Source organism: Halomonas sp. THAF12, assembly GCF_009363675.1.
Lineage (GTDB): Bacteria > Pseudomonadota > Gammaproteobacteria > Pseudomonadales > Halomonadaceae > Halomonas > Halomonas smyrnensis.
In genome coordinates, this window is sequence record NZ_CP045399.1 from 1,731,933 (window position 1) to 1,748,465 (window position 16,533).

19 protein-coding genes and 1 tRNA gene are annotated in these 16,533 nt (G+C 68.3%); 13 read left to right on the forward strand and 7 right to left on the reverse strand.

Annotated features, from left to right (window positions below):
* Window positions 1-39 precede the first annotated feature (39 nt).
* Together hrpB and FIU88_RS07910 are read left to right on the forward strand one after the other, a co-directional pair.
* Window positions 40-2,490: an ATP-dependent helicase HrpB gene (gene hrpB / locus FIU88_RS07905; protein WP_152478808.1), complete on the forward strand. Its 2,451-nt coding sequence runs from the start codon at window positions 40-42 to the stop codon at window positions 2,488-2,490.
* Window positions 2,491-2,519: 29 nt separating this feature from the next.
* Complete coding sequence (locus FIU88_RS07910; protein ID WP_152478809.1) at window positions 2,520-2,975, forward strand: YchJ family protein; 456 nt, start codon at window positions 2,520-2,522, stop codon at window positions 2,973-2,975.
* Between the two features lie 91 nt (window positions 2,976-3,066).
* On the opposite strand, the gene FIU88_RS07915 is transcribed toward FIU88_RS07910, so the two are convergent.
* On the reverse strand, window positions 3,067-4,401 hold the full coding sequence (locus tag FIU88_RS07915; protein ID WP_152478810.1) for a Na+/H+ antiporter family protein: 1,335 nt from the start codon (window positions 4,399-4,401) through the stop codon (window positions 3,067-3,069).
* 266 nt (window positions 4,402-4,667) lie between these two features.
* On the opposite strand from FIU88_RS07915, the gene FIU88_RS07920 reads away from it, so the two are divergent.
* From FIU88_RS07920 to FIU88_RS07930, 3 genes are all read left to right on the forward strand, one after another.
* Complete coding sequence (locus FIU88_RS07920) at window positions 4,668-5,729, forward strand: HlyD family secretion protein (protein ID WP_152478811.1); 1,062 nt, start codon at window positions 4,668-4,670, stop codon at window positions 5,727-5,729.
* A 208-nt stretch (window positions 5,730-5,937) separates the two neighbouring features.
* On the forward strand, window positions 5,938-6,933 hold the full coding sequence (locus tag FIU88_RS07925) for a DUF2955 domain-containing protein (RefSeq protein ID WP_253742806.1): 996 nt from the start codon (window positions 5,938-5,940) through the stop codon (window positions 6,931-6,933).
* A gap of 130 nt (window positions 6,934-7,063) precedes the next feature.
* Window positions 7,064-7,669 carry a DUF938 domain-containing protein gene (locus tag FIU88_RS07930; protein WP_152478812.1) on the forward strand — a complete coding sequence of 202 codons (606 nt, stop codon included), beginning with the start codon at window positions 7,064-7,066 and terminating at the stop codon, window positions 7,667-7,669.
* A gap of 16 nt (window positions 7,670-7,685) precedes the next feature.
* Here FIU88_RS07930 and FIU88_RS07935 read toward each other — a convergent pair whose 3' ends face one another.
* From FIU88_RS07935 to FIU88_RS07945, 4 genes are all read right to left on the reverse strand, one after another.
* A complete protein-coding gene (locus tag FIU88_RS07935; RefSeq protein WP_152478813.1) occupies window positions 7,686-7,880 on the reverse strand; it encodes a hypothetical protein in 195 nt (64 codons plus the stop codon).
* Window positions 7,881-7,911: 31 nt separating this feature from the next.
* Entirely contained in the window at window positions 7,912-8,160 is a 249-nt protein-coding gene (locus FIU88_RS07940) for a hypothetical protein (RefSeq protein ID WP_152478814.1), read from the reverse strand.
* A gap of 442 nt (window positions 8,161-8,602) precedes the next feature.
* Window positions 8,603-8,728 (reverse strand): hypothetical protein, encoded by a 126-nt coding sequence (locus FIU88_RS19500; RefSeq protein WP_016854754.1) that lies wholly within the window; start codon window positions 8,726-8,728, stop codon window positions 8,603-8,605.
* Window positions 8,729-9,023: 295 nt separating this feature from the next.
* Window positions 9,024-9,100: transfer RNA gene (locus FIU88_RS07945), tRNA-Pro, on the reverse strand.
* A 185-nt stretch (window positions 9,101-9,285) separates the two neighbouring features.
* Here FIU88_RS07945 and FIU88_RS07950 point away from each other — a divergent pair.
* The gene (locus FIU88_RS07950; RefSeq protein WP_016854814.1) at window positions 9,286-9,648 is read left to right on the forward strand and encodes a CidA/LrgA family protein; all 363 of its coding nucleotides are present in this window, start codon (window positions 9,286-9,288) and stop codon (window positions 9,646-9,648) included.
* Window positions 9,645-10,376: an LrgB family protein gene (locus FIU88_RS07955; protein WP_016854815.1), complete on the forward strand. Its 732-nt coding sequence runs from the start codon at window positions 9,645-9,647 to the stop codon at window positions 10,374-10,376. Before FIU88_RS07950 ends, FIU88_RS07955 begins: the two co-directional genes overlap by 4 nt.
* Before the next feature lie 51 nt (window positions 10,377-10,427).
* Here FIU88_RS07955 and FIU88_RS07960 read toward each other — a convergent pair whose 3' ends face one another.
* Complete coding sequence (locus FIU88_RS07960; RefSeq protein ID WP_152478815.1) at window positions 10,428-10,778, reverse strand: hypothetical protein; 351 nt, start codon at window positions 10,776-10,778, stop codon at window positions 10,428-10,430.
* A gap of 203 nt (window positions 10,779-10,981) precedes the next feature.
* On the opposite strand from FIU88_RS07960, the gene FIU88_RS07965 reads away from it, so the two are divergent.
* The 4 genes from FIU88_RS07965 to FIU88_RS07980 all read left to right on the forward strand — a co-directional run bounded on the left by FIU88_RS07965 (window position 10,982) and on the right by FIU88_RS07980 (window position 14,988).
* A complete protein-coding gene (locus tag FIU88_RS07965; protein ID WP_152478816.1) occupies window positions 10,982-11,155 on the forward strand; it encodes a DUF2970 domain-containing protein in 174 nt (57 codons plus the stop codon).
* Between the two features lie 129 nt (window positions 11,156-11,284).
* Window positions 11,285-12,403, forward strand: coding sequence for a cytochrome c oxidase subunit II (coxB, locus tag FIU88_RS07970; RefSeq protein WP_216647317.1), 1,119 nt, complete (start codon window positions 11,285-11,287; stop codon window positions 12,401-12,403).
* 62 nt (window positions 12,404-12,465) lie between these two features.
* Window positions 12,466-14,097, forward strand: coding sequence for a cytochrome c oxidase subunit I (gene ctaD, locus FIU88_RS07975; RefSeq protein WP_152478817.1), 1,632 nt, complete (start codon window positions 12,466-12,468; stop codon window positions 14,095-14,097).
* Between the two features lie 27 nt (window positions 14,098-14,124).
* The gene (locus FIU88_RS07980; RefSeq protein ID WP_152478818.1) at window positions 14,125-14,988 is read left to right on the forward strand and encodes a cytochrome c oxidase subunit 3; all 864 of its coding nucleotides are present in this window, start codon (window positions 14,125-14,127) and stop codon (window positions 14,986-14,988) included.
* Between the two features lie 65 nt (window positions 14,989-15,053).
* Here the strand turns inward: FIU88_RS07980 and FIU88_RS07985 are convergent, their stop codons facing one another.
* A complete protein-coding gene (locus FIU88_RS07985) occupies window positions 15,054-15,245 on the reverse strand; it encodes a DUF2909 family protein (protein ID WP_152478819.1) in 192 nt (63 codons plus the stop codon).
* A gap of 10 nt (window positions 15,246-15,255) precedes the next feature.
* Between FIU88_RS07985 and FIU88_RS07990 the strand changes: the two genes are divergently transcribed.
* Both FIU88_RS07990 and FIU88_RS07995 read left to right on the forward strand, forming a co-directional pair.
* Window positions 15,256-15,981, forward strand: coding sequence for an SURF1 family protein (locus tag FIU88_RS07990; RefSeq protein ID WP_152478820.1), 726 nt, complete (start codon window positions 15,256-15,258; stop codon window positions 15,979-15,981).
* Between the two features lie 4 nt (window positions 15,982-15,985).
* Window positions 15,986-16,528 carry a hypothetical protein gene (locus tag FIU88_RS07995; RefSeq protein ID WP_016854822.1) on the forward strand — a complete coding sequence of 181 codons (543 nt, stop codon included), beginning with the start codon at window positions 15,986-15,988 and terminating at the stop codon, window positions 16,526-16,528.
* The last annotated feature ends 5 nt before the right edge of the window (window positions 16,529-16,533 follow it).

The following is a 16,533-nucleotide window of genomic DNA, read 5'->3' on the forward strand; positions in this document are numbered from 1 at the left end:
AACTCCCCTTTCTCTCCAGGCATACGACACGAGATCCGCATGACCACAGGCGTGAATGACGCGACTCCGACCGGCCTGCCCATCGAGGCGAGGCTGGCCGACATCCAGGGCTCGCTGGCCGGGCACGCCCGTGCCCTGCTGGTGGCCGAGCCCGGCGCCGGCAAGACCACCCGCGTGCCGCTCGCGCTGCTCGAGGCCGACTGGTGCCGCGGACAGCGCCTCTTGCTGCTCGAGCCGCGCCGCGTGGCCGCTCGGCTGGCGGCGGGACACATGGCCGATTCCCTGGGCGAGAGCGTCGGCCAGACGGTGGGCTACCGGATGCGCGGCGAGTCTCGCGTCGGGCCCGAGACGCGCCTCGAGGTGGTCACCCAGGGCGTGCTGACGCGCATGCTCCAGGAGGACCCGCTGCTCGAGGGCGTGGCCGGGGTGATCTTCGACGAGTTCCACGAGCGCAGCCTCGAGGCCGACCTCGGCCTGGCGCTGACCCTCGATGCCCAGTCGGTGCGCGACGACCTGCGCCTGCTGGTGATGTCGGCGACCCTGGACGTGGCCTCGCTGACCGCGGTGCTCGGCGAGGACACGCCGGTGATCGAGTGCGAGGGGCGTCAGTTTCCGGTCGCCACCCATTACCGTCCTCCGAAGCGTCGTGACGAGGCCTCGCGCCATCAGGCGGCGGTAGTGGCCGAGGCGCTGGCGGCCGACGACGGCGACGCCCTGGTGATCCTGCCGGGCGTCGGCGAGATCCGCCGCCTGGCGCGGGCGCTGGCCGATCGCCTGCCCGATGCCGCGATCCACGAGCTTCACGGCCGGCTGCCGCTGGACGCCCAACGACGGGCGCTGGCGCCCGATCCCGAGGGCCGTCGCCGGGTGGTGCTGGCCACCGCCATCGCCGAGTCGAGCGTCACGGTGCCCGGCGTGCGGCTGGTGATCGACGCCGGCCAGGAACGGCTGCCGGTGTTCCAGCCGCGCACCGGCCTGACGCGGCTCGAGACCCGGCGGGTCAACCGGGCCAGCGCCGACCAGCGCCGGGGCCGCGCCGGTCGCCAGGGCCCTGGCGTCTGCTATCGGCTGTGGGCCGAGGAGCAGCCGCTGGTGCCGGACCGCGAGCCGGAGATGCGTCAGGCCGACCTGGCGCCGCTGGCCTTCGAGCTGGCGCGCTGGGGCATCACCGACCCCCAGTCGCTGACCTGGATCACGCCGCCGCCTGCGGGGGCGCTCGCTGCCGGGCGCGACTTGCTGCGCGGCCTCGGCGTGCTGGACGACGCCCATCGGCTGACGGCGCTGGGCCGCGCCTCGACGCGCTGGCCGACCCACCCGCGGCTGGCGGTGATGCTTCAGCGTGCGCCTGAGCTCGACGCGGCGGCCCTGGCCTGCGGCCTGGCGGCGCTGCTCGAGGGGCGCGGTGCCGACGACGAGCGCGACCTGGCCGCGGCACTGGAGAAGCGCTTCGCCAGCCCCGGCGAGGATCGCGCCTGGCAGCGCGATGCGAAACGCCTGGCGAGCCTGATGGGCTGCCGGCTGTCGTCGCCCCGGATGGAGGCGCTCGGCGAGCTGCTGGCGCTGGCCTGGCCCGAGCGCATCGCCCAGCGGCTCTCGCCGGGCCGCTTCCGCCTGGCCGGCGGCGGGCAGGCCACGCTGCCCGAGTCCCACCCCCTGGCCCACGCCGAGCTGCTGGTGGCGGTGGCCCTGGACGGCGAGGGCGGCGGCGGGCGGATCTTCCGCGCCGCGGCCCTGGACGAGGCGCGGCTGACGGCGCTGCATCCCGAGGCCGGCCAGTGGTGCGATCATCTCGAATGGTCCGACGAGCGCGGGCGGCTGGTCGGCGAGCGGCGCCGCGGGCTCGGCGCCGTGGTGCTCGAGCGCCGGCCGCTGACGACGCTGCCGCCGGAGGCCGCCCGGCAGGCGCTGCTCGAGGCGGTGCGCCGGCGCGGGCTGCCGTTCGATGAGGCCACCGAGCAGCTGCGGGCCCGGGTCCTGCTGCTGCGCCGCACCCTGGGCGACGACTGGCCGGACTGGTCCGACGAGGCCCTTCTCGAGGACCTGGACGCCTGGCTCGGGCCCTACCTGGCCGGGCTGACTCGCCTCGACGAGGTCGAGGCGCTGCCGTTCGCGCGCATCCTGCGCGACGGCCTGGCCGGCGGCCAGTCGTCCCGGCTCGACGCCCTGGTGCCGACCCACCTGACGGTGCCCAGCGGCTCGCGGGTGGCGCTGGACTATCGCGGCGAGACGCCGGTGCTGGCGGTGAAACTGCAGGAGGTGTTCGGCTGGGAGGCCGCGCCGCGGCTGGTCGACGGCCGGGTCGCGCCGCTTTTGCACCTGCTGTCGCCGGCGCGGCGCCCGCTGCAGGTCACCGCGGACCTGGCGAGCTTCTGGGCCAATGGCTACCCCGAGGTGCGCAAGGACATGCGCGGTCGCTACCCCAAGCATCCCTGGCCGGAGGATCCGTGGTCGGCGGAGGCCACGGCGCGCACCAAGCGGCGTAGTCCCTGAACCCCATTCACGATGAATACGAGACCCCGATGACGACTTCGAACGACTGCCCCTGCGGCAGCGGCCTGCCGCTCGCCGCCTGCTGCGGCCGCTATCATCACGGCGAGCCGGCACCGACCCCGGAGGCGCTGATGCGCTCGCGCTACAGCGCCTTCGCCCTGGGCCTGAGCGACTATCTGCTGCAGAGCTGGGCGCCCGAGACGCGGCCGGCGTCGCTGCCGGACGATGACCCGACCCAGTGGGTGCGCCTCGAGATCCTCGATCACGACGAGGCGGGCGATACCGGCACGGTGCACTTTCGCGCCACCTTCCGAGAGGGTCGTCGCTGGGGCGCATTGGACGAGCGTTCGCGCTTTCGCCGTAAGGCGGGCCGCTGGGTCTACGTGGACGGCGAGCCCTCGGTGACGCGGCTCAAGCCGGGGCGCAACGATCCCTGCCTGTGCGGGAGCGGGAAGAAGGGCAAGGCCTGCTGCGTGCGCGGCTGAGTCCCGCATCGCCGAGCCCTTCTGCGGAAAGCAAGAGGCCCCGCCGGGCGATACCGGCGGGGCCTCTTGCATGGTGACGCGACTGGCTGACTTACAGCGTCATGGCGGCGAGCCAGCCGAAGCCGATCAGCGGGATGTTGTAGTGCAGGAAGGTCGGCACCACGCTGTCCCAGATGTGGTCATGCTGGCCGTCGGCGTTGAGGCCGGCGGTCGGGCCGAGGGTGGAGTCCGAGGCGGGCGAGCCGGCGTCGCCCAGGGCGGCGGCGGTGCCGACCAGGGCGATGGTGGCCATCGGCGAGAAGCCGAAGCCGATCGCCAGCGGCACATAGATCGAGGCGATGATCGGGATGGTCGAGAACGACGAGCCGATGCCCATGGTGATGAACAGGCCCACCAGCAGCATGACCAGCGCGGCCAGGCCCTTGTGGTCGCCGATCAGTTCGGTGGAACTCGTCACCAGGGTCTCCACCTGGCCGCTTTCCTGCATCACGCTGGCGAAGCCGGCCGCCGCGATCATGATGAAGCCGACCAGCGCCATCATGCGCATGCCTTCGGTGAAGATGTCGTCCTGTTCGTGCCAGTGGAACACCCCGCTGACGGAGAGCACGGCGAAGCCGAACAGGCCGCCGAGCACCATGGAGCCGCTGACCAGCTGCACCGCCACGGTGCCGACCAGCGACAGGCCGAGCACGGCGATCTGCCAGGGCTTGAGGTGGCCGGCGGCCTCTGCCGGGGTCTCGTCGCCGTGGGCCAGGTCGCGATCCTCGTAGCTGCGCTTGCCGCGATAGCTGAACAGGATCGCGACCACGAGGCCGATCGCCATGCCGCCGATCGGCACGATCATCGCCGTGGGCACCATGGCGGCGCTGACGTCGAGGCCGTTGTCGTTGAGGTTGGTCAGCAGGATGTCGTGCAGGAAGATCGAGCCGAAGCCTACCGGCAGCAGCATGTAGGGCGCGGTGATGCCGAAGGTGATCACGCAGGCCACGGCGCGGCGGTCGAGCTCGAGGTGATTCATCAGCTTGAGCAGCGGCGGCACCAGCACCGGGATGAAGGCGATATGCACCGGGATCAGGTTCTGGGAGCTGACCGAGAAGGCCAGCAGCACGCCGAGCAGCACGTAGACGATGGTGCGGCGGCGGGGAATGCCCTGGTCCAGGTGGAGCCCGGCGATGGCCTTCTGCGACAGCAGCTGGGTGATGCCCGAGCGTGACAGGGCCACGGCGAAGGCGCCGAGCACGGCGTAGGAGATGGCCACGGTGGCGCCGTTGCCCAGGCCGTCGTTGAAGGCGTCCATGATCTCGCCGATCGGCATGCCGGCGTAGAGACCGCCGACCAGGGTGGCGGCGATGAGCGCGAAGACCACGGACACTCGCATCAGGCTGAGAATGACCATGACCAGGATGGCAAGCACGATGGCGTTCATGAGGGTTCCTTGCGGGGGAGGTCGGTGATGGGCGAAAAAAGCAGCCGTCCATTGTAGTCATCTCGACTCGCGATGCCAGGCATGCCGCGCAGAACGGGGCATCGATGCTCGTCCGGGAGTAAGCAAGCGGCGCTATCGATAGCGAGCATGAAAGTAGTTGGCAATACAATCGCGATACATCTTTTAGCTTGCTAAAAGGGTTGCTATCATCTTTCCCTTTTGCGTCGCCGGCCGTCTCGGCCGGCCTCATCGACGGGAAGGGGTCAATGTCTCCAGATCAGAGTTTCGCGCGCTGGGTTCGAGTCGCGCTGGCGGCCTTCTGCGTGCTGTTCGTCTATTTCGTGGTTGCCGATACCTACATGCCGATGACGCCGCAGGCGCGGGTGCTGCGGCCCGTGGTGCGGGTGGCGCCGGAGGTATCGGCCCGGGTCGAGACGGTGGCCGTGTCCAACAACCAGCGGGTCGAGCGCGGCGACGTGCTGTTCTCGCTCGATCGCGCGCCGTTCGAGCTGGCGCTGCATCAGGCGCGGCTGGGCCGGGAGGCGGTGGAACGCGACAACACCCTGCTCGAGGCCGATCTCGCCGAGGCACGAGCTGATCTCGATGCGGCCCGGGCCTCGGCCGAGGAGCTGGCCGGCGAGCGTCGTCGGGCCGAGACAATGCTCAGTCGCCACAGCATCTCCCAGCAGCAGGTCGACAGCATCGTGGCCGAGGAGCGCCAGGCGCGCTCCTCGGTGGCGGCGGCTCAGGCCCGTATTCGTCAGCTTGAGGTGCAGCTCGGCGATCGTGGCGACAACAACCTGCAGCTGCGCCAGGCGGACAACGCCATCGACCAGGCCGAACTCGACCTGACGCACACCCTGGTGCGCGCCGACCGCGATGGTGTGGTGACCAACCTTCAGTTGCGCGAGGGCGACTACGTGACCCGCGGCCAGCCGGCCCTGGCGGTGGTGGGCGACGGGCTCGACCTGGTGGCCGATCTGCGCGAGAAGAGCCTGCGCCACGTGCGCGAGGGCGAGGCGGCCCGAGTGGTGTTCGACGCGCTGCCGGGACGGGTGTTCGAGGCGCGCGTGGCCTCGCGGGATGCCGGCGTCCAGGACGGCCAGCTGGCCGCGGACGGGACCCTGGCGGACATCCCGACCACCGATCGCTGGGTGCGCGACGCCCAGCGCGTGCGCCTGCATCTCGAACTGGAACATCCGCCCGAGCCGCTGCCCGTCAGCGGCGCGCGGGCCACCGTGCAGCTGCTGCCCGAGGCCAATCCGCTGTCGGCGCTGTTCGGGGGCTTGCAGATCCGCCTGATGTCCTGGCTGCACTATGTCTACTGATCGTCCCGGCGGGGACGAAGCACGGCCGGATGCCGCGACCGATGAGGCGCCGGGGGCCGGCGAGCGGGCCTCGCCGGCGGGTTCGCAGGCCGGGCTGGTGCATGGCCTGAGGCGACTGCTGCTGCGCTCGGCGGGGCTGGTGCTGCCGCACCGCGGCCATGCCCCGGAGGAGCAGGAAGCCGGCGAGTCGCGCTTCTCGGTCAACGACATGCGCCAGTGCCTGCGCATCGCCTTCGCCGGCATGATCGGTTTCGCCATCAGCCACCTGATGGACTGGAACTACGGCGTCTTCTATACCGTCTATCCGATGTTCCTGCTGGGCCTGGTGCCGGTGTTCAAACCCCATGTGGTGCGCCAGTTCCTGGGCAACGCCTGCATCAACGTGGTCGAGGTGTCGCTGGTGGTCGGGTTCACCCAGCACATGCCGGTAGTGATGACCGGGCTGGCGTTCCTGCTGTTCTATTCGCGCTTCCGGCTGATGGCGAGGGGGCCGCTGTTCCTGTTCGGCGCCAACGGCGTGCTGACCCTCAGCATATTGCTGCACTTCGCCAGCTATCCGAGTCGGAACCTGTTCGACCTGCTGACCAACAACGTGGTGGCCAGCGTGCTGGCGGTGTGCATCGCGGCGCTGATGTACCTGTTGTTTCCCGACGCCGAAGGGCGCAAGCCGCCGCCGGCGGTCGACAAGCCGGCCTCGCTGGTGCGCCACCAGACACTGATCGGCGCCATCACCGCCACGCTGTCGTTCGCGGTCTTCCAGACCCTGGACCTGAAGGACTCGCTGTCGGCGCAGATGGCCACCATCCTGATCCTGTTCGCGCTGGGCTATCCCAATGCCAGGGTCTCGGCGGTCAAGCGGGCGATCGGCGCGCTGCTGGGCTGCAACCTGGCGATCCTGATACAGCTGCTGCTGTTCACCCAGAGCGATCATCTGCTGCTGGTGATGCTCAGCTACTGGATTGGCCTGATGCTGTTCGCGCGCATCCATCTGCTCGAGGGCGGCGGCTCGGGGGTCGGCTTCGGGGCCCTGACGACGCTCGGGATTCTCTTTGGCCAGTATCTGGGGCCGAACCAGGATGTCTTCTACGCCGCGCTCTACCGCTTCAGTTCGATGAGCGTGGCCATGGTCATCACCCTGGCGGTGATGGCGGTGCTGCACCGCCTGCTGAACGCCTCGCCGATGACGCGGGACACGGTGTCCTGAGGCGGACGCCGCCGGCGGTCACACGGGGGGAGGAGGGTGGCGCCGCAGAGAGGCCGGTGCTGGAGAGGCGAGGGTCGATGCGGCTATCATCGGCCGTTTACTCTCCTTTGCCCGATCGTCAGAGGCCATTATGACCGATGCCCGACTGTACAGCCCCGCCGCGGCCCGCAACCGCCAGCCGATTCTCGAGGTGCTGGCCGAGGCGCTGCCCGGCCCGGCGCGCGTGCTCGAGCTGGCTTCCGGCAGCGGCGAGCATGCCTGCCACTTCGCCGCGGCGCGGCCGGACTGGGACTGGCAGCCGAGCGACCCGACTCCGGAGGCCCGCGCCTCCATCGCCGCCTGGCGCGAGGCCGTGGCGCTGCCAAACCTGAGGGCGCCGCTGGCGCTGGACGCCACCGCCGACTGGCCCGAGGGCCGCTTCGAGGCGATCGTCGCCATCAACCTGATCCATATCTCGCCCTGGGCGGTGACCGAGGCGCTGATGGCACGGGCGGGGGAGCGGCTCGAGGCCGGCGGCATGCTGCTGCTCTACGGCCCCTACCTGCGGGCGGATCACCCGACGGCCTCCAGCAACCTGGCGTTCGACGCCGACCTGCGGGCGCGGGATCCGCGCTGGGGCATTCGCGATCTGGCGGACGTGAGCGCCGAGGCCGAGCGTCACGCGCTCGGCCTCGAGCGGCTGGTGGAGATGCCGGCCAACAACCTGTGCCTGGTCTTTCGCAAGCACGGAGCCTGATCGAAGGCCCGAGGCGTCACTCGGGCGGCTCGCCCGGCTCGCGATACTGCACGCCCTCGGCGCGCTTCTGCTGATCGGTCTTGGTCTCGTCCTGGGTGGGCACGCCCCAGACCGTCTCACGGTGGCCGTCGGGCCAGGTGTAGGTGGTGCAGCCGCCGAGAGCGGCCATCAGGGCGAGGCAGAGCAGGGCGGTCGGCGCGAGTCGTGGCATGTCGGGCTCCTTCTGGGGAGCGCCCAGCCTATCAGACATGCTCGGGATCGTGGGTCCACACCGGGACGCCGCTTTCCTCGCCGGGCACGCGGACGCTGAACTCGCCCGGGCCCAGACGCTCCACCTCATGACCGTCGCGGGTCCTGAAGGTCGGCAGCCCCCGGCTGATGGCGCCGCCGTGCTGAAGGCCCTCGAGGTGCGGCCGGTCGTGGAATTCGTCGATGACGTATTCGTTGCCGTGCTCGTCGAAGCCGATGTGGGTCTGTTCGTGGTGGCGCACGTCGTGCCCTCGCTGGATGGACTCGTCTGCAGTATTGCCGCCGGGTAGCCGAAAGGCGAATGGCGGCGTGCGGCCGCCGTGGTAATCTTGCGCTCGAGTCATACGTTTGAAACAGGAGTCTGTCATGCCCACTTCCCTGACCCCCGAAGTGCTCGATCACTGGACCGCCGTGGCGGCCGCCAAGAACGAAGCCGAAAAGGCCATCGCCCACTACATGGGCTGAGGCGGCATCGGCCAGGAGAGATCATCCAGGCCGAAGGGTGCCATCGAACATGCTAACCGGGAGCCCCTCAGGGCTCCCGGTTAGCGTTTGGGCATTCGATTATTTCGTCGTTCCTGCCGGTCTCGGCGGCTTCTCGCGGTTGCTTCACCGGGCTGACGACACATGGCGGTCGGGGCTACGGTCGACGAGCATTCGCGCCATTCTCTTGTGCGTATTCGGCTACTTGCCGGAATTCTTGCGCTTCCGGTACTGGCTATAGGCCTGCTTCGCCGCCTGCCGGGCCTTTTCACGGTTCTCGGGCTTGCGAAACCAGTTCGCAATCGCGGCCCCAATGGCTTTCTTCATGGCATGCGCTCCTAGGGTGGGTGGCCTGTGGGACAGTTATGGATGCGTCAGTGGGTGAGATCAAGTCCTGTCACGGCCGCCCAAGGCTGCTGCGGTGAGCCATCCTAGTGTGTGCCCAGCCTCTAGCGGTGTCCCTCGGCGCAAGCGCTGTTCTATCTGCCCCGTCGTACTGGCAAACCAAGGGCGTCGGGCGGCGAGCAGCGCAGTTGGAAAAGGTGGGGCTGTCGAAAAGATTCAGACAAAGAAAAACGGCCACCGCTCTGATGAGCTAAGTGGCCGTTTTTCAGATGTTTGATGGTCGGAGCGACTGGATTCGAACCAGCGACCTTTGCAACCCCATTGCAACGCGCTACCAAGCTGCGCCACGCTCCGACGTTCTCTTTTGGGCTTGTTGCCGTTGGGCGTGTCCCCCGAGAACGAGGCGTATATTACCTCGCTCCTCCGCAAATGAAAAGTCCTTTTTGCGCTTTTTTTCAAAAGGTTGGCTAGCCCCGTCGAGAACTGCCGTCGTGCTCCCCGCTTAGTAGAATAGGAGCACACGGATAGGGAGAACGACGATGCCGCTGATCTTGGGAATGAGCATGCTGCTGGCGTGCCAGATGTTGGGGGAACTGCTGGCCAGGGGACTGGCGGTGCCGATCCCGGGGCCGGTGATCGGCATGGTGATCCTGCTGGTGGCCCTGCTGGTGCGTGGCAAGGTGCCGGATAGCCTGAGGGCCTCGGGCGAGGGGCTGCTGCGCTATCTGACGCTGCTGTTCGTGCCGGCCGGCGTCGGGGTGATGGTGCACGGGGCGCTGATCGGCCGCGACATTCTGCCGATCCTGGTGACTCTGGTGGTCTCCACCGCGCTGACGCTGGGCGTCACGGCCTGGGTGCTGTCGCGACTTCAGGGCCGCCTGGGCCAGGGAGGCCGCCGATGAACGTCGCTCGCCTCGACCAGCTTTGGGTCTACCTGTCGGGCAATCCGCTGCTGTCGCTATTGTTGACGCTGGTGGCCTTCACTCTGGCGGTGCGGATCAACAAGATGCTGGGCGGCACGCCGCTGTTGCATCCCGTGATGCTGGCGATTGCCCTGCTGATCGGCAGCCTGCTGCTGCTGGACATGGATTACGCCACCTATTTCGAGGGCGCCCAGTTCATCCACTTCCTGCTGGGGCCGGCCACGGTGGCGCTGGCCATTCCGCTGTACGATCACCGCGAACGGGTGCGGCGCCTGCTGGTGCCGCTGCTGCTGGCCTGTGTGACCGGCATCGTGACGGCCGTGGCCAGCACGCTGGGGCTGGCACTGGTGCTGGGGGCGCGTCACGAGACACTGATGTCGCTGGCGCCGAGATCGGTGACGTCACCGATCGCCATGGGCATCGCCGAACAGATCGGCGGTATTCCGTCTCTGGCGGCGGGGCTGGTGTTGCTGACCGGGGCTATCGGCTGCGCGCTGGGGCCGGTCATCTTCCGGCTGCTGCGTATCCAGGATCCCGCGGTGCAGGGTTTCGCCATGGGGCTGGCGGCCCATGGCTTCGGCACGGCTCAGTCGTTTGCACGGCTGGGCGCGGTGGCCGGTGCCTTCTCGGGGCTGGCGATGGGCATCACGGGACTTTTGACGGCCTTTCTGCTGCCGCCGCTGGTGCATCTGCTGGGACTGAGCTGATCGCCGAGGCGAGGGCGCCGCAGGGGGCAAGGAGTTCCGCGCGCTGGCCGATCAGATCTCTTCCCAGATCCGCTGGCGGAAGTCCTCTGAGAGCTCGGCGACCCTCTCGAGCCGCTGCCAGTGGACCTGGGCGACATCCTGCATGAGCCGCTGGTAGCACTCGTGGAGCTCGTGCGGATGCGCTTCGCCGCTATAGCAGCCGGCCATGCGCTCGCCGCTCTCCGCCAGCGCGCGCAGGCACTCGGCCTCGAACTGCATGGCCTCGGCCAGGCTCTCCAGCCAGGCGAACTGCATCCGGGCTAAGGGCGTCGTGCCTTGCGTCAGCTGCTGGGTCCACCATTGGAGCATGGCATCGCTGGCGGGAGGGAGGGCGCTGGTGGTCTCTCCCGTTGACTGGGTCATCTCGAACCTCCCGATCTGTGCGCTGAAGGATGGTGCAACGCCATCCGCTGCCGTCGCTGTCACCCCGAAGTATAGGCCCTCGCAGCGCCCTCGCGTGCGCCGAGCGGGCTTTCCCTTTTTCCCCTGATGCAGGTCAGGGAGTGCGCATATCGGCGATCCCTGGTCTACGGTCTAGGAGTGAGTCGGTCAGTGGGAGCATGTTCATGTGGCGGGTCATCGCGTCGGTGCTGGCGGCCTTCTTCGGGGTTCAGAAGGAGGCGCGGCGCCAGGAGGATTTCTCCAGAGGCGGGGCGGGGCCCTTCATCGTGGCGGGCGTGGTGCTGGCGATCGTGCTGGTGGTTCTGATCGCCCTGGTGGCGATGCTGGCGGCTCGCTGAGGAATCCGGACTGCGTTGAAGGGGCCGTTGGGTACGGGAGATGGCGCCCGCGGGTCATGCGACAACGGAGTCCTATACTCGATCCAGGCGTGGTGGATACACGTCGACGTTCAGGAGGAGGCGATGCGGATGCGCAAGCGGCTCGTATGGACGGCGAGCGGAACGGCCATGGGCGTTCCGGTGTCGGGGGCCCTGGCCAGCGGCTGGAACATGCCGGTCGGCGTCACCGATCTCAGCCGGGACATCCATGGCCTTCACATGGCCATCTTCTGGATCTGTGTGGTCATCGGCATCGTGGTCTTCGGTGCACTCTTCTACTCGCTTTTCCGCTATCGCCGCTCCCGTGGCGCCAAACCATCGGCCTTTCATGAGCACACCACGGTCGAGGTGATCTGGACGATCGTGCCGTTGCTGATTCTGGTCGTGATCGCGATCCCTGCCACGGCGACGCTCAAGTCGATGTACGACGCCTCCGACGCCGATATGGAGGTGATGATCACCGGGCAGCAATGGCGCTGGCGCTATGAATATCGTGGCGAAGAGGTGTCCTTCATCTCCAGTCTGGCGACCCCTCGCGAGCAGATCGCCGGCCAGCAGGAAAAGGGCGAGCACTACCTGCTCGAGGTCGACCGGTCGCTGGTGCTGCCGGTCGACCGCAAGGTGCGCTTGCTGCTGACCTCCGACGATGTGATCCATTCCTGGTGGGTGCCGGAACTCGGCGTCAAGCAGGATGCCATCCCGGGTTTCGTCAACGAGAACTGGGTGCGCATCAACGAGCCGGGCATCTATCGCGGCCAGTGCGCCGAGCTGTGCGGTCGCGACCACGGTTTCATGCCGGTCGTCGTCGAGGCGGTGGAGCCCGAACGTTTCGATGCCTGGCTGTCCGAGCGCCAGGCCGAGGCCGCCGAGGCCGCCATGGGGCTCGATAGGGAGTGGGCCATGGACGAGCTGATGGCGCGTGGCGAGCAGGTCTACGGCACCATCTGCGCCTCCTGTCACCAGCCCGATGGCAGCGGCAACCCGCCGGTGTTCCCGGCCCTGGCCGGCAACCAGGCGCTGCTGGATGACCGCGAGCGGCACATCGAGACGGTGATCGATGGCATTGCGGGCAGCGCCATGCCGGGCTTCGCCAACACGCTGGATCCGGCGGAGATCGCCGCCGTGATTACCTACGAGCGCAACGCCTGGGGCAACGAGGCCGGCGACACTGTCCAGCCCTCGGCGATCGCCGAGCGACTCGCCGACTAGGCACGCTGGCGGTCCTTCTTTCGACGGGCGCTTCCCCGAGGCGCCAACCAGGGGGAATCACGATGGCTTCGCACCTGCCTCCCAAGTCGACCACGCAGCACAGCCAGCCCAGCTCCGCGGGGGTGGCCGCCGAGCCGCACTCGCCACCGGGTGGACTCAAGCGCTGGCTGCTGACCACCAACCACAAGGATATCGGCACGCTCTACATGCTGCTGTCGCTGGCGATGTTCTTCATCGGTGGCCTGTTCGCCATGGTCGTCCGCGCCGAGCTGTTTCAGCCGGGTCTGCAGCTGGTCGAGCCCGAATTCTTCAACCAGATGACGACCATGCACGGGCTGATTATGATCTTCGGCGCGGTGATGCCGGCCTTCGTCGGGCTCGCCAACTGGATGGTGCCGCTGCAGATCGGGGCACCGGACATGGCGCTGCCCCGGCTCAACAACTTCAGCTTCTGGCTGCTGCCGGTGGCCTTCACGCTGCTGCTGTCGACCTTCTTCATGCCCGGCGGGGCGCCCAACTTCGGTTGGACGTCCTACGCGCCACTGTCCACCACCTATTCGCCACCGTCCACCACCTTCTTCATTCTCTCGCTGCACCTGGCCGGCATCAGTTCGATCCTCGGGGCGATCAACATCATCGCCACCATTCTCAACCTGCGGGCGCCGGGCATGCGGCTGATGGACATGCCGCTGTTCGTGTGGACCTGGCTGATCACCGCCTTCCTGCTGATCGCGGTGATGCCGGTGCTGGCCGGGGTGATCACCATGATGCTGATGGACATCAACTTCGGCACCAGCTTCTTCAACGCCGCCGGCGGCGGCGACCCGGTGCTGTTCCAGCATCTTTTCTGGTTCTTCGGCCATCCGGAGGTCTACATCATGATCCTCCCGGCCTTCGGCATCGTCTCGGTGATCATCCCGACCTTCGCGCGCAAGCCGCTGTTCGGCTACGCCTCCATGGTCTACGCGACGGCGTCCATCGCCATCCTGTCATTTTTGGTCTGGGCGCATCACATGTTCACGGTGGGTTTGCCGCTGGTGGCCGAGCTGTTCTTCATGTACAGCACCATGCTGATCGCGGTGCCGACCGGGGTAAAGGTCTTCAACTGGGTGACCACGCTGTTTCGCGGCTCCATCACCTTCGAGCCGCCGATGCTGTTCGCCCTGGCCTTCGTGGTGCTGTTCACCATCGGCGGCTTCTCCGGGCTGATGCTGGCCATCTCGCCGGCGGACTTCCAGTACCACGACACCTACTTCGTGGTCGCGCATTTCCACTACGTGCTGGTGCCCGGCGCGGTCTTCGCGATCATGGCCGGCGTCTATTACTGGCTGCCCAAGTGGACCGGCCACTACCCGCACCTGCGACTGTCCCAGTGGCACTTCTGGCTCTCGGTGATCGGCGTCAATCTGACCTTCTTCCCCATGCATTTCGCCGGGTTGGCCGGCATGCCGAGACGGATCCCCGACTACGCGCTGCAGTTCGCCGACTTCAACATGATCACCAGCATCGGCGCCTTCCTGTTCGGGCTGTCCCAGCTGCTGTTCGTGGTGGTGGTGGTGATGTGCGTGCGCGGCGGCGAGAAGGCGCCGGCCCGTGCCTGGGATGGCGCCGAGGACCTGGAGTGGACGGTGCCGAGCCCGGCGCCCCTGCACACCTTCGAGACGCCGCCGGAGTTCGTGCCCCGGCAGCACTGAGCCGTCTCTCGGCGGAGGAGATCGCACATGAGCGGTGGAAGCTACTACGTTCCCCCTTCCAGCAAGTGGCCGGTGCTGGCGTCGCTGGCGCTGGGGGCGATGATGGTCGGCACCGGCACGCTGCTGGTCTTCGGGGTGGTCGGCATGCCGGTGATGGTGGTCGGCCTGCTGGCCGTGCTGGCGGTGATGACGCTGTGGTTCCGGGACGTCATCCACGAGTCGCGCGGTGGACTCTACGATGCCCAGATGGACCGCTCCTTCCGCTGGGGCATGGGCTGGTTCATCTTCTCGGAGGTGATGTTCTTCGCGGCCTTCTTCGGCACGCTGTTCTATGTGCGCACCTTCGCGCTGCCGTGGCTGGACGGGGAGGGCGCCAAGGGCGTGGCGGCCCTGCTGTGGCCCGACTTCACCGCCTCCTGGCCGCTGCTCGAGCCGCCGGGCGAGGGCATCGAAGGGCCCCGTGATGTGCTGTCGCCCTGGCAGTTGCCACTGGTGAATACCCTGATCCTGGTCGGTTCCAGCATCACCCTGACGGTGGCTCACGAAGCGCTCAAGGAAGGCTATCGCACCACGGCGCGACACTGGCTGGCCGGCACCGTGCTGCTCGGGCTGTGTTTCATCGTCGTCCAGGGCGTCGAATACTACGAGGCTTACGCCCACTACGGCCTCACCCTGCAGGCCGGCATCTACGGCGCCACCTTCTTCCTGATGACCGGCTTCCATGGCCTGCACGTGATCATCGGCACCATCATCCTGATTGCCATCCTGGCGCGGGTGGTGCGCGGCCACTTCAGCCGTGACGATCACTTCGGCTTCGAGGCCGCGGCCTGGTACTGGCACTTCGTCGACGTGGTGTGGATCGGGTTGTTCACCTTCGTCTATGTGTTCTGAGTGCGTGTGTTCTGAGTGCGTGTGTTCTGAGTGCGTGTGTTCCGAGCACGTTCGCTCTGAGCGTGTCAGCCGAGGCGGCCGACATGGAAACCGTAGAAGAGCAGGGCCAGCAGCAGCGTCGCCAGGGCGACGCGCAGCTTGAGGGAGACGAGGACGCGCCGCGAGCGGCCGCCGTCCTTGATCAGAAACCCGGCGCCGGCGACGAGGCTCGCCACCATGGCCAGGAAAACGAGGGCGATCAGGGTCTTGAGTAGCATCTCACACTCCGTGAAAGACGCCGTCGCGCGTGGCGGGAACGGCCGTCGGCTGGGGCTCTGGATCCTGTGCTGGAGCCTGGTCGTCGCGCTCGGGCTGGCACTGGGACTATGGCAGTGGCAGCGGGCCGCCGACAAGCGCGAGCTGCTGCTGCGCTACGAGACGGCGCCGCGGCTGGAGGCACCCGTCGCAGCGCCGCCGGACGGCGCCCGGCTGACATTGCGCGGCGAGTACCTCGGCGCAGAGACGCTGTTTCTCGACAATCGCACCCATGGCAACCGTCTTGGCGTGGCCGCCCTCACACCGCTGCGTGACGAGGAGGGGCGACTGTGGCTGGTGCAGCGCGGCTTCCTGGCTACCGGTACCCGCCGGAAGACGCCGTCGGTGGCCACGCCCGAGGGCTCGGTGACGCTCAGCGGACGCTGGCAGGTCGCCGGCGACAGCGCACCGCTGTTCGGGCCGAATCGCGAGGGTCGGCGACTGCAGCGTATCACGCTCTCCGCCTGGCCGGCGCTGGAGGGCTTCGCCCATGCCGGCTGGCTGCATCTGGAACAAGGCCCCGGCCACCTCGAGTCCTGGTGGACGCCCGCGGTGCTGCCGCCGGAGCGTCACCGGGCCTATGCCTTCCAATGGTGGGGTCTGGCGCTCGCCGCGCTGACGGTCATGTGGCTGGGAGGCCGTCGCCTGGTGCGAGATCGCGCCCTTTCATCTCTCTCCACGCCCGCCCAAGAGGAGTAAGCCGATGCCCGCCGACGCCCGCGTGTCTCCCGTCTCGTCGCGACTCAAGCTGCTGGCGCTGTTTGCGGTGTTCCTGCTGCCCATGGCGGTGGCCTGGGGCATGGTCGAGTGGCGGCTGGGCATTCCCGAGGGCCGCACCGCCCACGGCCAGCTGACGCCGGACCTGCCGCCGCTCGAGGCCTGGCCGCTCGACGGCATGGCCAGGCAGGGCGCCGACGACTGGGTGCTGGCCTTCGACTGTCCGGCGTCGTGCGACGCCCAGGCCGATCGCTGGTGGCGACTGCATCGGGCGCTGGGACGAGACGCCCATCGCATCAGCCGGCTGCGCCTCGGCGGCAGCGGCGAGACGCTGCCCGGCGCCTCGGCGGCCAGCTGGACGGAAGCGGCATCCTGGCGCTCACCGGGCCGGCTGTGGGTGTTCGACCCCGACGGCCGCGCGGTGCTGGCCTATGCCCCGGACATCGAGACGGCAAGGGTGCTCGAGGACGTCGAGCTGCTGCTCGAGCGCAATCCCGAACCGCCCATGGCGCGTCTCCAGCCCGAGTGATGGCG

Coding starts and splice junctions, on each gene's coding strand:
- ctaD (WP_152478817.1), top strand. CDS start 12,466: ATGGCTTCGCACCTGCCTCCCAAGTCGACCACGCAGCACAGCCAGCCC.
- FIU88_RS07960 (WP_152478815.1), bottom strand. CDS start 10,778: ATGACCCAGTCAACGGGAGAGACCACCAGCGCCCTCCCTCCCGCCAGC.
- hrpB (WP_152478808.1), top strand. CDS start 40: ATGACCACAGGCGTGAATGACGCGACTCCGACCGGCCTGCCCATCGAG.
- FIU88_RS07915 (WP_152478810.1), bottom strand. CDS start 4,401: ATGAACGCCATCGTGCTTGCCATCCTGGTCATGGTCATTCTCAGCCTG.
- FIU88_RS07950 (WP_016854814.1), top strand. CDS start 9,286: ATGCCGCTGATCTTGGGAATGAGCATGCTGCTGGCGTGCCAGATGTTG.
- FIU88_RS07985 (WP_152478819.1), bottom strand. CDS start 15,245: ATGCTACTCAAGACCCTGATCGCCCTCGTTTTCCTGGCCATGGTGGCG.
- FIU88_RS07935 (WP_152478813.1), bottom strand. CDS start 7,880: ATGCCACGACTCGCGCCGACCGCCCTGCTCTGCCTCGCCCTGATGGCC.
- FIU88_RS07910 (WP_152478809.1), top strand. CDS start 2,520: ATGACGACTTCGAACGACTGCCCCTGCGGCAGCGGCCTGCCGCTCGCC.
- FIU88_RS07920 (WP_152478811.1), top strand. CDS start 4,668: ATGTCTCCAGATCAGAGTTTCGCGCGCTGGGTTCGAGTCGCGCTGGCG.
- FIU88_RS07955 (WP_016854815.1), top strand. CDS start 9,645: ATGAACGTCGCTCGCCTCGACCAGCTTTGGGTCTACCTGTCGGGCAAT.
- coxB (WP_216647317.1), top strand. CDS start 11,285: ATGCGCAAGCGGCTCGTATGGACGGCGAGCGGAACGGCCATGGGCGTT.
- FIU88_RS07930 (WP_152478812.1), top strand. CDS start 7,064: ATGACCGATGCCCGACTGTACAGCCCCGCCGCGGCCCGCAACCGCCAG.
- FIU88_RS07925 (WP_253742806.1), top strand. CDS start 5,938: ATGCGCCAGTGCCTGCGCATCGCCTTCGCCGGCATGATCGGTTTCGCC.
- FIU88_RS07995 (WP_016854822.1), top strand. CDS start 15,986: ATGCCCGCCGACGCCCGCGTGTCTCCCGTCTCGTCGCGACTCAAGCTG.
- FIU88_RS19500 (WP_016854754.1), bottom strand. CDS start 8,728: ATGAAGAAAGCCATTGGGGCCGCGATTGCGAACTGGTTTCGCAAGCCC.
- FIU88_RS07965 (WP_152478816.1), top strand. CDS start 10,982: ATGTGGCGGGTCATCGCGTCGGTGCTGGCGGCCTTCTTCGGGGTTCAG.
- FIU88_RS07980 (WP_152478818.1), top strand. CDS start 14,125: ATGAGCGGTGGAAGCTACTACGTTCCCCCTTCCAGCAAGTGGCCGGTG.